This window comes from Bradyrhizobium sp. 6(2017) (genome assembly GCF_011058295.2).
Taxonomy (GTDB): domain Bacteria; phylum Pseudomonadota; class Alphaproteobacteria; order Rhizobiales; family Xanthobacteraceae; genus Bradyrhizobium; species Bradyrhizobium septentrionale.
This window is the reverse complement of sequence record NZ_CP049289.2, coordinates 316,999-329,384: the sequence shown is the minus strand read 5'-3', so window position 1 is coordinate 329,384 and position 12,386 is coordinate 316,999. Positions and strand designations below refer to the sequence as shown.

14 protein-coding genes and 1 tRNA gene are annotated in these 12,386 nt (G+C 65.5%); 3 read left to right on the top strand and 12 right to left on the bottom strand.

Annotated features, from left to right (window positions below; translation table 11 throughout):
• Positions 1 to 165: 165 nt before the first annotated feature.
• Positions 166 to 435 (top strand): hypothetical protein, encoded by a 270-nt coding sequence (locus tag G6P99_RS01550; RefSeq protein ID WP_165127053.1) that lies wholly within the window; start codon positions 166 to 168, stop codon positions 433 to 435.
• 181 nt (positions 436 to 616) lie between these two features.
• Here G6P99_RS01550 and G6P99_RS01545 read toward each other — a convergent pair whose 3' ends face one another.
• From G6P99_RS01545 to G6P99_RS01495, 11 genes are all read right to left on the bottom strand, one after another.
• Complete coding sequence (locus G6P99_RS01545; protein ID WP_165127051.1) at positions 617 to 919, bottom strand: hypothetical protein; 303 nt, start codon at positions 917 to 919, stop codon at positions 617 to 619.
• A gap of 255 nt (positions 920 to 1,174) precedes the next feature.
• Entirely contained in the window at positions 1,175 to 1,456 is a 282-nt protein-coding gene (locus G6P99_RS01540) for a hypothetical protein (RefSeq protein WP_165127049.1), read from the bottom strand.
• A complete protein-coding gene (locus tag G6P99_RS01535) occupies positions 1,453 to 2,646 on the bottom strand; it encodes a hypothetical protein (RefSeq protein WP_165127047.1) in 1,194 nt (397 codons plus the stop codon). Before G6P99_RS01535 ends, G6P99_RS01540 begins: the two co-directional genes overlap by 4 nt.
• Before the next feature lie 15 nt (positions 2,647 to 2,661).
• Positions 2,662 to 3,000 (bottom strand): DUF6074 family protein, encoded by a 339-nt coding sequence (locus tag G6P99_RS01530; RefSeq protein ID WP_165127045.1) that lies wholly within the window; start codon positions 2,998 to 3,000, stop codon positions 2,662 to 2,664.
• Positions 2,997 to 3,254: a DUF6074 family protein gene (locus G6P99_RS01525; protein ID WP_165127043.1), complete on the bottom strand. Its 258-nt coding sequence runs from the start codon at positions 3,252 to 3,254 to the stop codon at positions 2,997 to 2,999. Before G6P99_RS01525 ends, G6P99_RS01530 begins: the two co-directional genes overlap by 4 nt.
• A gap of 148 nt (positions 3,255 to 3,402) precedes the next feature.
• Positions 3,403 to 3,624 (bottom strand): hypothetical protein, encoded by a 222-nt coding sequence (locus tag G6P99_RS01520; protein WP_165127041.1) that lies wholly within the window; start codon positions 3,622 to 3,624, stop codon positions 3,403 to 3,405.
• Positions 3,625 to 3,897: 273 nt separating this feature from the next.
• Positions 3,898 to 4,968, bottom strand: coding sequence for a site-specific integrase (locus G6P99_RS01515; RefSeq protein WP_334261906.1), 1,071 nt, complete (start codon positions 4,966 to 4,968; stop codon positions 3,898 to 3,900).
• Positions 4,969 to 5,226: 258 nt separating this feature from the next.
• Positions 5,227 to 5,302: transfer RNA gene (locus G6P99_RS01510), tRNA-Thr, on the bottom strand.
• A gap of 108 nt (positions 5,303 to 5,410) precedes the next feature.
• Complete coding sequence (locus G6P99_RS01505; RefSeq protein WP_029080898.1) at positions 5,411 to 7,174, bottom strand: heme biosynthesis protein HemY; 1,764 nt, start codon at positions 7,172 to 7,174, stop codon at positions 5,411 to 5,413.
• Between the two features lie 20 nt (positions 7,175 to 7,194).
• Positions 7,195 to 8,451: a COG4223 family protein gene (locus G6P99_RS01500; protein WP_029080899.1), complete on the bottom strand. Its 1,257-nt coding sequence runs from the start codon at positions 8,449 to 8,451 to the stop codon at positions 7,195 to 7,197.
• A 121-nt stretch (positions 8,452 to 8,572) separates the two neighbouring features.
• Complete coding sequence (locus G6P99_RS01495; RefSeq protein WP_029080900.1) at positions 8,573 to 9,304, bottom strand: uroporphyrinogen-III synthase; 732 nt, start codon at positions 9,302 to 9,304, stop codon at positions 8,573 to 8,575.
• A 197-nt stretch (positions 9,305 to 9,501) separates the two neighbouring features.
• On the opposite strand from G6P99_RS01495, the gene tsaD reads away from it, so the two are divergent.
• Both tsaD and G6P99_RS01485 read left to right on the top strand, forming a co-directional pair.
• Positions 9,502 to 10,575 carry a tRNA (adenosine(37)-N6)-threonylcarbamoyltransferase complex transferase subunit TsaD gene (tsaD, locus tag G6P99_RS01490; RefSeq protein WP_029080901.1) on the top strand — a complete coding sequence of 358 codons (1,074 nt, stop codon included), beginning with the start codon at positions 9,502 to 9,504 and terminating at the stop codon, positions 10,573 to 10,575.
• 13 nt (positions 10,576 to 10,588) lie between these two features.
• Positions 10,589 to 11,569, top strand: a complete 981-nt coding sequence (locus G6P99_RS01485; RefSeq protein ID WP_029080902.1) for an NAD(P)H-dependent glycerol-3-phosphate dehydrogenase — start codon at positions 10,589 to 10,591, stop codon at positions 11,567 to 11,569.
• Here the strand turns inward: G6P99_RS01485 and G6P99_RS01480 are convergent, their stop codons facing one another.
• A complete protein-coding gene (locus tag G6P99_RS01480) occupies positions 11,570 to 12,334 on the bottom strand; it encodes a haloacid dehalogenase type II (RefSeq protein WP_165127039.1) in 765 nt (254 codons plus the stop codon).
• Positions 12,335 to 12,386: the final 52 nt, after the last annotated feature.

The following is a 12,386-nucleotide window of genomic DNA, read 5'->3' as shown; positions in this document are numbered from 1 at the left end:
CCGGTCAAAAATCTGACTGATGCGCCGGCTCCTTCCCTCGCCAACTTCGAATTTTTCTGTTCGATAACCGATCGTTCACCAAAATCACCCTAACCTGATCGCGGCCCTGAAGGCCTCAGACGGTCGCCGTCGTGCGCGTTGAGTATGGTGACGGCGACCCCTTCCATGAGCGACAAATCGACCAAGAGGCGAAACAGCGTTCAGCGCGACGCTCCGATCGCGCGAGGCGCGAGCGTGGCGCAGGCGGCTTCGATCTGGACGAGTGCTCGCCATAGCTTTTTGAATGGCTTGGTGATTGCAGTTATCACGGGCGCCGTGCTCAGCTTTCTGTTGATAGCCAAGCATTACTCGTGGTCGTTGGGCGGTGGAGGCATTTGTGATCGTGGCGAGCGGCCGCTGATCGGAGCTTCAGATTGCACAAGGCGCCGTTCGTAGTGGGCCGCTAGTTGCAGAAGAGCAGCTTGATAAAGGGATCAGCCTCTTCGGCCAGCGCGCGAACGGTCCGCGCCCTCTCCTTGCAGAACTCGTGGTCCATGGTGTCCTCGCTGAAATCTACAGCGGCGGTAGTCTCGGCTAGGCAATTTCGGAAACGCACAGGGATGCGCGTTAAGGGCGCTCAATCGCGCATCCACGCGCGATTTATGCTGTTGACACGGGATAGCGCGCTGACCGGCAAGCTGGCGATAAAGGGAGCGATGACGACTTCCCAACGACCGCCGTTCTTGAAGCCATAGCCGCCGACATCGACGCCATAGACGTTTTGCTCGCAGCGCCGACGCATCTGCGCTTCGGTCACGCCCGCGACACGGGCTGCAAGCTTCACTGGAATTCTGCGAATTGCGCCGGCAGGCGCCTCCTCAAGCTGATCGGCGGTCGTCCTCAGCGCGGCCACCATCGCGTCGACATTTTCGCCGGTCACCGGATGCCCTCCCGGGTGCGCCGGTCCATCCACCGGGAAGGAAACCGGAAATCTGGCGATCGGGAATACACTCGAAATCCGGGGCGCTTCGTGCCGCAGTGGCATGGGTGGCCGGTGTACGTTCCTTTGATGATGGGGGGTGGGGGGTACCTCAGCCTTGCAGCCGCGGCCGTCCGTTCGTTCGCAGGCGCCGACCGCGGCGACGTGCCGTCGATCGTGCCGCGCATCGGCGGCCTTCCTATTGGCTTGCGGTGGCTATGCAAGATCGGCTGGCAATTCATCGAATGCCCCTTCTTCGCTTGCGTCGCCTTGATCACAGTCGCCGTCGTCATGTGCCGGCGGCGCTATGGCGCGCGCCGGCGATGGACGGTTGTGCCGGGTAAGAGAAGGATCGCCAGCTATCACCTTCCAGACGTCGCGTTCGAAGTCATCGCGGACCATGACGATGACGGCATTGCCGAGCCTGCCAGTGAAATACGTATCCCCGTTCGGGGACCGGCGTTGACGCAAGGTCAACAGTTCGACGCCGTCGATCATGTTCGCTCCCCGCGACCAACTGATCCCGGGCGATTACCCGTCGCCTCTCTGTAAAAACAAAGACGGTTCCCTTCTTTCCTATCAAGGACGGTCTTCTTTGAAGCCGGAAGGTCAATGACGGTCTTCGTTGCGGCCGGGGGCGCGCTAAGCGCTACCCGGCCCCCGTCGGGATCGGAGCCCTCCCATTCACCGGTGAACCAGTCTTCATCCGCAGACACGGGTGCAGCGGCAGCACCACCTGCCGAAAGACCTTCTTCTATTATTAATACTCTTACCTGCGGACACGGTTTTTCTATCGATAGATTTTTCGTGTCCGCAGCCTGAGTTTCAGGCTGCACTTTCGTGATCCAAGCGACAGGAATTTGGCCGCCCTGTCGTTCGATATCCTTCCGAAAAAAGCCTTCTGAGATGCCATGGGCGACTGCCCTGTGAACCGCGTCCGTGAGGGCCGGACCCTTCAGATTAGCGAAGCGGATTTTACGCTTCACTGCCGCGCACAATTCCTTAACCGAGCGTCGCTCGCCGGGCCGCAAGACGTCGGCAATGACCCTCGCCCGGATCGCCGGCAGTGGCTCCTTCTTCGGCGCCGGCGTCTCTTGCTGCCGCGCTTCTCGCTTGGCCGCGGTATTCTTCATCTTGCGGACAGCCGCCATTTCGGCGTCTGTAGCGCCGGCCGGGCGGATGGCTGTTATCTCGCAATCGTCGTGTTCTTCCCACGTCAGTCCGAGCGCGTCGCCCAATGTCGCCGGCGACCAGAATTTACGCTCCCTGAATGCGCGATCGATGGCGGCGGCGCGTTCCGCTGGCGCCATCCATGGGCAGCATTGGTCTAGGAAGGCGGTGGCTTCGCTATGACCGTTAGGACCCTGCATGAGGATGTCGAGCTTGATCGCCGCATGGCGGCGGCCCGTATCGTCGTCAGGGAGTATTTCGCTGCCGTGCCGCCGTTTGTAGAAGCGGCGAAGTTGTCTCGGCCACAGACGAACGAGGCGATGAACATCTTTCTGCTGGCCGGGCTTCTTCCCGGTTGACGACGCAGATCGCGGTTCGTATCTGTCGAGAGTGGAAGCGCTGCCCAGCGGCTTCTTGATTTTTCGGTGGTCTGTGCCGTCCCGATTTGCCGTCGGGGCGGCACTTCCGTTTCCGGGCGGACCTTCTTGCCTGAAGGCCGCGCCCCCTCCGGGGTGCATGTCGATTTCTCCTTTTTAGGGCGTCAAAACCTGACGCCAGATTTCGCGGCGAACTGCCGCTTCGATGGTTCGGATTTCCTGATCGGCCTCGCGCTTGTCGACGCCGATTTCGTCAAGCAGGCGACGGATTTCCCGTAAGTTATCTTGAACATGTCGCTCGCCTTGTTCGGCGGGTCGCGTCAAGACGTAGGACACGTGGCGCCTGACATAGTCGGCGCCGCGGAAGCGGCCGGGCAGAAGCATGATCTTCGCCGTCGGCGCGGCGACGCGCCGATTGTCGACGTCGCGGTCGACGGGCGCCACGTCGCGGCGAACGTCATGGACGACGCTGCGAACTGCGGATTTGTCGGTCACGCGACCCCCTTGGCTTTGCGCTTCTCAAAGAAGACGGTCCAAGCGGCGATCGCGAAGTCGCGACAGAAGCGTTCGATCTCGCCGTCGGAAATACCGAGGTCTTCCAACCGGGTGGTTTCCATCCACAGATGGTCAGTCAGGAATTCTTCGGCTGCGTCGACCGTCCGTCTCTTGCTCATTTGGCCGACGACGTACGCGACGATCTTCCGGTGTCTGGCCGGCGGGAAAGCGAAGACCTGCGCGGGGCGCTTCATTGGTCGGGCCTCACAGCTTCGGGATTTGAATGGCGGCGCGCCGGACGGGGAAAGGACCGCGGCGCGCCGCCGACGCGCCGGCCGGGTACATCCGCCGGCTGGCGCTTGTGCTACGCGGGCGTGCTAACCGCGCTGCAACGGGAAGCCTTTAGGCCGCCGCCTGTTCGCCGCGCAGTAGTCGGTACAGGTCTTCAACGGGAGCAGTCGTCGAGCGCCCGTTTTTCCGAATGCGGATGACCCCTTCCTTCGCAAGTTCGTAAAATCGGGTGTTGCCGATGCCAGCGACTTCGCAGAAGCGCTTCACCGGTACGTTCAGTGGCAAGCCGTAGATTTTGATCGTGTCGTGAAGCGTCAGATCGCCGGGGCGCATCGGAAGTTTCTCCTGTGATTTTCATTCGTCGATACGCGCGATGATCCGCTGCGTCGCGGGCGTTCGTCAACGGACCGCCGCGCAAACAACGCTCAAACACTAAAGAAGCGACGCTACGGATTTGAATTTGAATGACAAAAAAATCAAACAGAGATCGAGGAAAACTGCCTGACGCAGGCGTTTCCGGGAAAGCTACCGGGGATTGAGCGATGAAAACGACAAAGCCCGCGCATTTCGGCGCGGGCCGGTCGCTGCGTCGTATGGTTGATCGGATCAGGAAGCTGATTGTGATCGTCGCGCTTTCGCGATTGACACCACGCTACCGGATCTGCGCAGGTCGTCCAGATGGTCGGCGTACCATTGCATCAGTCGAACCCGCTCGTTCCAGTGTTGGGCGCTATTGTATGCCGCGCGCACGTCGTCTTTTTCCTCATGCGCAAGCTGCCGTTCGATGACGTCGGGATGCCAAAGACGGCTCTCGTTTAGCAGTGTCGACGCAAGTCCCCGGAAGCCGTGAGAGACCATCTGTGTTTTATCGTAACCCAGCCGGCGCAAGCTGGCGTTCAGCGTTCCGTCCGAGATCGGGCGATGCCACGATCGAACTTGCGGGAATAGGTGAGGCGATGATCCGGTGATATCCCGCAGGTCGCGGATCAGTGCGATCGATTGTTTCGACAACGGGACCTTGTGCTGCCGGTCCATCTTCATTTTCTCCGCTGGAATAATCCAGACGGCGCCATCGACGTCGAACTCTTTCCATTCAGCATGCCGAAGTTCACCGGGGCGAACGAAGGTCAGGGCGAGCAGCTGAAGTGCTGCGCGTATCGCGATCTGCCCATCCATGCCGTCGATCGCGCGCAGCAAGGCGCCGACCGCCTTGGGTTCTGTAATCGCTGGCCGATGGGTGACCGTCGGCGTAATCAGGGCGCCCATCAGATCGGCGGCGGGATTGCGTTCGGCGCGGCCGGTTGCGATCGCGAACCGAAACACAGCGGCGGCCAAGGCCCGCGCGCGACGCGCGCTTTCGTGATGACCCCGGCGCTCGAACCGGCGCAGCGCCTCCAGTAATTCGCCGGCCCGGACGTCGGCGATGGGCCGATCGCCGATATCGCCATTGAGGACGCGAAGCATCCAGCGTTTCTTATCCAATGTCAGTTCGTTGAGGCCTTCCGCCTGAAATTTGGAAACCAGTTCGTCCCCAACGACGCGGAAGGTGCAGGCGCGCGCGTCGCGCGCCGCGCCGCGATCCAGCTTCCGCTGTGCTGACGGGTCGACGCCTTTCGCGAGTAGCGCCTTGACCTGATCCCGGCCGGCCCGGGCGTGAGCCGTTCGTTTCGACGGCAAGGTAGAGGCCGCCGGCGTCGGAGAGTTTGTACGTCCTGTCCCTAGGCTTCGCACTCCGGACGGCCACGTCGGTCAAAGGCATTGGTACCCCCAGCTTGTGGTCCTACCAACAGCCCCGTTCACATCTACCAGCAGCCCTACCAACAGAAGTCGCGAATGCCGTCAGATGAATGCGAAGATCGGCGAAGGAAAAACCGCCATTTTTCAGCGACTTGTGTCGCTTTAGCGGAGGGTAGCGAATGAAGGGGAATAGTCAACTGGTGCCGCAAGAGGGACTCGAACCCCCGACCCCGTCATTACGAATGACGTGCTCTACCAACTGAGCTATTGCGGCGAACCGTTCGGCAACGGCCTGATAATTCGCGCCACCTGATATCGGGCATGACCCCGATTGGCAAGAAGATGCGGTTATTTAACCGCACAGCCGTTACCTAACCGCGAATTAGCTACCCAAACGCGCCAGAAATCCACGCCAGCCGCCGATCTGGGCCTTGGGCGGGCCGATTTGTTCCGCAAATTCGTCCACGGCGCCGTCCTCGTCGACCCCGGGGTCGTCGGGAGCCCGGATGATCGGGATCACGGCGGGGATTGGCGCCGGCGCGGCCTTGGGCAGGTCGGTCCGGGAGCGGAACAGGGGAGCCGGGGCCGTGGGCGCCGGTTCGGCCGCCGGCGGCGGGGCCGGCTCCGGTGCGGCGGCTTCGGCAGGGGCCGGCTCGGCCTCGATGGCGGCCGGCAGCGGGGCGTTATCCTGCACGGGCGGCGCGGCCGGCTCCTCCACGGGCTTCATCTCGACCGGCCTGGCCTCGACCGGCTCAACCGGCTTTGCCGCTGGCGGCTCATCGGCCACCTCCTTGGGCGGCTCGACCCGCCGCGGCGCCAGCATCGCCTCCTCGAAGGGCGAGGGCTCGATCGCATGGCCCTTGTCGGACGGCAGCGCCGCCACCGGCGTCTGCCACTGGAAGGCATCGAGACGCCCGGTGACCGGCGACACCGGGCGCCAGCGATCCGAGACATAGCCGTCGGCGGTCCACACCGGATCGTGCAGCGCGCGCACCGCGCGCAACGTCCAGGCCCGCGCCCGGCCGCTGTCGCCGTGCTCGGTGCGCTCGATCTCCGCCATCAGCAGCGCGACACGCTGCGTCGGCGCCGCAATGAACGGCTCCAGCGCCGCACGCGCCTTGGCGAATTCGGACGCATCGATCGCAGCACGCGCGATCGCCAATGCGCCTTCGATATGGCCCGGAGTCTTCGCCGCCAGCGTCTCGACGCGCACCAGGCGCTGGCGCGCGGCATCGCCGAGCCGGACATGGGAATAGGCATCGGCGAGATCCGGATGCGGTTGCGCCAGCCATGCGGTCTCGACGATGCGCATCGCACGGCGCACCTGATGCGCCTCGCTCTCGAATTTGGCTGATAGCACGGCAGCTGGAATCAAGGTCGGCGCCAGCTTGACCGCCTCCAGCGCGCTCGAGCGCGACAGGTCGCGATCGACAGTCTCGAACTCCAGCGCGCGCGCCGTCAGCAGCACGCCGCGCTGCCGCCGATAGGTCGCCTTGTCGATCAGTCCGGCGGTCTGGTTGTTGTCGATGATCGAGAGCGCGCCGGCCCAATCGCCCTTGGCACAGCAGAAGCCGAGCACCGCATGCGAGGCCCATGACGAGGACGGCGACATTTTCAGCGCCTCCTCGGCGATCATCACGGCCGCCACCGGATCGTCGGCGCGCTGCGCCTCGATGAACAGACCGCGCAGGCCGAGCAATCGTGTGTCCGGACGCTCGGCCATGGCGCGGAAGGCGCGCTGCGCGCCGTCGCGGTCGCCATCGAGCTGCGCCGATTGCGCGTGCAGCAACAGCGCCAGCGGATCGCCCGCGGCATGGCGCCGCGCCACTTCGGCATGCGCGCGGGCGCCTGCGGAATCGCCGTGCCCGATCGCGAGCAGGCCTTGCGTGATGGCATGACGGCCGCGGGCGTGACGCCGTTCGCGCCGGCCACGGCGGATGTGGCCGGGGACCTTCCACAGCCCGCGCAAGATCACGCCCGCCACCATCGAGGCGACGACGACGAGGCCGAGCAGGTACATCGGCTGCTTGGAGGTCAGGCGGAAGCCGCCCCATGACATCACGAGATCGCCGGGCTGATCGGCCATCCAGGCCGCGCCCGCTGCAGCGAGCGCGATCAGCAGCAGGAACAGAATGATGCGGATCATCGAGAACCTATTGCAAAGACTTACTGGTTGACCGTGGCGAGCGCCGCCATGGCGTTGTCGGCAAATTTACGCGACGCGTCGAGCGCGGCGCGGCGCGCGTCCACCTTGTTGAGCCAGGCTTGCGCCGCAGTGCGATCGGCCGGCGGCAACGACTTCAACTCACGCTCGGTCAATGCGAGGTCATTATGCACGGCGGCCGATGTCACGCGCGCGACGATGCTGCCGCGATCGGTCCCCGTGCCATCGGTCCGCTCGATGCGGATCAGCTTGGAGGCGCCGGCCTGCAAACGATCGACCAGCCCGGCATTCGCCGTCGCCGCTTCCGGCGCCGGCGGCGCCAGTTGCGGCACGATCTCGATCAGCTCGCGGCACAGCGCGTTCGGGCTCGGCACACCTGACGTCGCGAACGTCTCGAGCGGCTTCAGCATCGCGGGATCGTCGGCGAGCGTTTTCGCGGTCTCGAGCGCGGAGGCAAAGGGATCGCCATGACGAACCGCGACGTCGAGCAGCGATGCCGCGACCACGCGGCGCAGCGGCGCATCGTCCGCCTTCGCCTCGGCCTTGGTGTCGGCGATCTTGCTGTCCTGTCTGGCGATCGCGGCGCCCTGCGCCTTCACCGCGCCCTCGACCTTGTCGATGCGCGCCGTGATGCCGGAGATGTCAGGCGCAGCTACGCCATCGCGCGGCGCGGCTTTCGCGTCGTTGACCGCGGCCGCAAGCTTGTCGGATTGCGCCCGTGTTGCGGCAAGCTCGGTGCGCAGCGCGGCGATCGATTTGTCGAGCGCCTCCAGCCGCGCCGTCGCCGCAGGATCGGCAGCCGCCGTGGCCGGCCGGCTGGCCTTTGCTTCGAGCGCGGTCAGGCGCGTGCCGAGGTCGTCGATCGTTACCGCGCCGGGCTGCGGCGCCGAGGCCGTCTGCACCGCGGGCCAGCCGAGCAGCCAGCCGACCCCGATCACCAGCGCCGCCGCGACGGCGCCCGATACCGGCGCCACCACCCAGGGCGACACCGGCCGCGCCGGCTCAGTGTCCCGCGCCACGGAGGCGGTCTCGGGCTGCGGCTCCGCCTCCGGCGCAGCTTCGGGCTGGCGCTCGGCTTCAGCCGCGGTCGCGTCCGCCTCGGCAGCCTCGTTGACAGCTTCCTTGGGAGCCTCCTCGGCTCCCTCCGTCTTGGGCGGCTCGCTGGAGACCTCGGTCGCCTGAAGATCGATGGTCGGCGGCGCGCGCTTGGGCCGGGAATCCGGCGAAGGTCCTGGGTCGTCGGGCCTTTCTTCAGCCATCGCAGGGGGTCCTCAAAACTATTGGCCGCACATTCTAGCAGAATCGGCCGAAGTTCTTAGAGCACGATCCGAAAAACCGGGCACCGCCTAACATCATGTCCAGACGAAAGAATTATACCGCTCACGGCCGCAGGGTGCGGCTGAGTGCCTCGAGCAGGGCGTTTTCGTCGGGCTGTGCCGCCACCACCAGCTTGGTCGCGCCGGCGTCACGGAGCACTGCGGCAACCGCCGCCGAAATGCAGCATTGCGGCAAAGCGAGGGCCGAGATCTCCACGCCATCGGCCCGTATTGTGTCCAGGAACGCCTGCGCGCTGCGGCGGGAATAATGCAGCACCGCGGTGATCCGGTTCGCCATGAAGGCGTCGCTGACCTCCCTGGGAAAGGCGGCTACCGGCGCCATCCGGTAGGTCGTATGGGTGACGACGGTCAGCCCCTTTTCGCCCAGTTCGCCCGCCAGATCGCGCGAGAGGTCGGCGCCGGCGAGATGGAGCAGCGTCGCCGAGGCCTCGAGTTCACCGGCCTTAACCCGCGCCAGCACGAGATCGCGCAAGCTGCTGGCATCGCCCTTGGCCACGATCACCCTGTCGAAGCCCGCAGCGCGCGCGGCATCGGCGGTGTGCGCCCCGACCGCAAACAGCGGCAGAGGCAACAGCCGGCTGGCCGTGAGATCGACCGCGCGCAGCGCATTGGCGCTGGTCAGGATAATGGCGTCATAATCTGAATCGTCATCGTCATGGAACGGCAACGGCTCGAAGCGCAACACCGGCGCCGCGAGGGCGTCAAAGCCGCGTCCCCGCAGCGTCGCGAGCGTCGCGTCACTGTCCGGATGCGGCCGCGTGACTAGGATCGTCACGGTTCAGGCCTCCAGCCTTGGATTGGACCTTGGATTGGACCTTGGAAAATGGACCTTGCCGACCGATTGCACTTCAAGACCTCGCAATGCTACCCCGGAGGGAACATTTCTAGTGAGCAGATCGGGCCGGAACCCGGTTCCGGCCCGTCCGGATCATGCTCGTAGCACAAGGGCCGAAATTGGGACACGAACCACCGATGCTGGTGTTGGGGATCGAGACCACCTGCGATGAAACCGCGGCCGCCGTGGTCGAGCGGCAGGCCGACGGGCAGGCGAAGATCCTCTCCAACGTCGTGCGCTCACAGACCGACGAGCACGCCCGCTTCGGCGGCGTGGTGCCGGAGATCGCGGCGCGCGCCCATGTCGACCTGCTCGACGGCATCGTCGCCTCCGCGATGAAGGAGGCCGGCGTCAGTTATGCCCAATTGTCGGCGGTTGCGGCGGCCGCCGGACCCGGCCTGATCGGCGGCGTGATCGTCGGTCTCACCACCGCGAAGGCGATCGCGATGGTGCACGATACGCCGCTGATCGCGGTGAACCATCTCGAGGCGCACGCGCTGACGCCACGGCTGACCTGCGCGCTGGCGTTTCCCTATTGCCTGTTCCTCGCCTCGGGCGGCCACACCCAGATCGTCGCCGTGGTCGGCGTCGGAGACTATGTGCGGCTCGGCACCACGGTCGATGACGCGATGGGCGAGGCGTTCGACAAGGTGGCGAAAATGCTGTCGCTGCCCTATCCGGGCGGGCCGGAGGTCGAGCGCGCGGCTGCCGGCGGCGACCCGACGCGGTTTGCCTTTCCGCGCCCGATGCTCGGCCGCCCCGATGCGAATTTCTCGCTGTCGGGACTGAAGACCGCGGTGCGCAACGAAGCGAGCCGGCTGGAGCCGCTCGAACCGCAGGACATCAGCGATCTCTGTGCGAGCTTCCAGGCGGCGGTGCTGGAATCGACCGCGGACCGCCTGAGCGTTGGCTTGAAACTGTTCGAGGAGCGGTTCGGCACGCCGCGTGCGCTGGTTGCGGCTGGCGGCGTTGCTGCCAACCACGCGATCCGCAGCGCGCTGCAGGATGTCGCGGCAGCGGCGCAGACCACGCTGATCATCCCGCCGCCGGCGCTCTGCACCGACAATGGCGCGATGATCGCCTGGGCCGGCGCCGAGCGGCTGGCGCTCGGCCTGACCGACACGATGGAAGCGCCGCCGCGCGCCCGCTGGCTGCTTGATGCCAACGCCAAGGCGCCGGCCGGCTACGCCAATAGCCGCGCCGGACATTGAACCGAGGGTTTTGATGCCCGCGCATAAGTCAGTCAGCGTGATCGGTGCCGGCGCCTGGGGCACGGCATTGGCCGAAGTCGCAGCGCGCGCCGGACGCGAGGTGACGCTGTACGCGCGCAATGCCGAACACGCGGCGCGGATCCAGGCGACGCGGATCAATCCGAAGCTGGCTGGCATCCAGCTCGACCCCGGCATCGTCGTGACGTCTGACATCGCTACTGCCGCCAGCGCCGACATCATCCTGGCCGTGACCCCGGCGCAGCATTTGCGTGCCGCGGTCGGGCATATCGCGCCGCATCTCAAACCTGATACGCCTGTCATCGCCTGCGCCAAGGGCATCGAGCACGGCACGCACAAATTCATGACCGAGGTGATCGCGGAAGCAGCGCCTGGCGCCGTGCCCGCGATCCTGTCGGGACCGAGCTTCGCCGACGACGTCGCGCGCGGCTTGCCGACCGCGGTGACGCTGGCCGCCAGGGACGAGGCGCTGGCGGGCGCACTGGTGCAGGCCCTCGGCTCGGCGACCTTCCGGCCCTATCACACCACCGATGTGCGCGGCGTCGAGATCGGCGGCGCGGCCAAGAACGTGCTGGCGATCGCCGCCGGCATCGTGGTCGGCAGGAATCTCGGCGCCTCCGCGCTTGCGGCGCTGACCACGCGCGGCTTCAGCGAGCTCGCACGATTGGGCCGCGCCTGCGGCGCGCGCGCTGAAACCCTCGCCGGCCTATCGGGATTGGGCGATCTGCTGCTCAGCTGCTCGACCGCGCAATCGCGCAATTTCGCGCTCGGCCTCGCGCTCGGGCGCGGTGAAGCAGCACCGGTCGGCAAGCTCGCCGAAGGCGCGTTCACTGCGCCAGTGCTGTGTGAGCTCGCCGCTTCGCGAAAGGTCGACATGCCCGTATCGAACGCGGTCGCCGCGATCCTGAGCAACCGGCTGACCATCGATGCGGCGATCGAAGGCCTGCTGACACGTCCGTTCAAGGCCGAGGGTTAGTCAGCGCACCGTCGCGAAGGCGACGAGGTCGTTCAATCCCGATCCCATTCCGTCAGGCGCGACACCAAGCTCCTCGACCGCCGCGTTGGCGCGGTTGACCCAGAAGGTCGGATAGCCGAACCACTTCGCCCCGGCGACATCCCAGCCGGCGAACGCCGCAAAGACAATCTCTTCTTTCGGTAGCCCGAACGCATCGACGCCCATCTGGTAGGCGCGGGCGTCGGGCTTGAAGGCTTGAACCCTGTCGGTTGAGAGGTGAGGCTCCAACAGCTCCTCAAGCCCGGAGTTCTTGATGGCGGCATCGAGCATCGGCGCGGTGAGATTCGACAGGAACGCCATGCGAAGGCCTGCGTCACGCAGCTGTCGCAGCGCCGGCCCGACGTCAGGCCACGCCTTCAGCTCCAGATAGGTCTGCATCAGGCGGTCGCGCTGCTCCGCCAACAGATCGATCTTCATCGCCTTGGCCGCGAAGACCAGCGCGTCCTCGGTGACGCGCCAGAAATCGGCGTAGTGCCCACCAAGCGTCCTGAGCCAGCCATACTCGAACTGCCGCGTGCGCCACAAGGCGCTCAACTCGGCACCTTTGCCCGGAAACATTTCCTCCACGCGCGCGAATACCGGACGCGGATCGATGATCGGAAAACCGTCGAAGGCGATCGCCTTGAATGACGAGCGCCCTGCGGCGCGCACCTGGGACGGCAGCACTGCCGCCGTCGCGACCGAAACTGCGGTCATGGCCGTGAACGTGCGGCGATTGACAAGCATGTGATCTCCGTCGAACGAGCGGCGACCGTTCACAGAAAAAGCGTACTGGTAC

Bases quoted from the DNA above. Each gene is read 5' to 3' on its own strand.
- G6P99_RS01550 (WP_165127053.1), top strand. From the start codon at position 166: ATGAGCGACAAATCGACCAAGAGGCGAAACAGCGTTCAGCGCGACGCT.
- G6P99_RS01540 (WP_165127049.1), bottom strand. From the start codon at position 1,456: ATGATCGACGGCGTCGAACTGTTGACCTTGCGTCAACGCCGGTCCCCG.
- G6P99_RS01535 (WP_165127047.1), bottom strand. From the start codon at position 2,646: ATGCACCCCGGAGGGGGCGCGGCCTTCAGGCAAGAAGGTCCGCCCGGA.
- G6P99_RS01525 (WP_165127043.1), bottom strand. From the start codon at position 3,254: ATGAAGCGCCCCGCGCAGGTCTTCGCTTTCCCGCCGGCCAGACACCGG.
- G6P99_RS01520 (WP_165127041.1), bottom strand. From the start codon at position 3,624: ATGCGCCCCGGCGATCTGACGCTTCACGACACGATCAAAATCTACGGC.
- G6P99_RS01505 (WP_029080898.1), bottom strand. From the start codon at position 7,174: ATGATCCGCATCATTCTGTTCCTGCTGCTGATCGCGCTCGCTGCAGCG.
- G6P99_RS01500 (WP_029080899.1), bottom strand. From the start codon at position 8,451: ATGGCTGAAGAAAGGCCCGACGACCCAGGACCTTCGCCGGATTCCCGG.
- tsaD (WP_029080901.1), top strand. From the start codon at position 9,502: ATGCTGGTGTTGGGGATCGAGACCACCTGCGATGAAACCGCGGCCGCC.
- G6P99_RS01485 (WP_029080902.1), top strand. From the start codon at position 10,589: ATGCCCGCGCATAAGTCAGTCAGCGTGATCGGTGCCGGCGCCTGGGGC.
- G6P99_RS01480 (WP_165127039.1), bottom strand. From the start codon at position 12,334: ATGCTTGTCAATCGCCGCACGTTCACGGCCATGACCGCAGTTTCGGTC.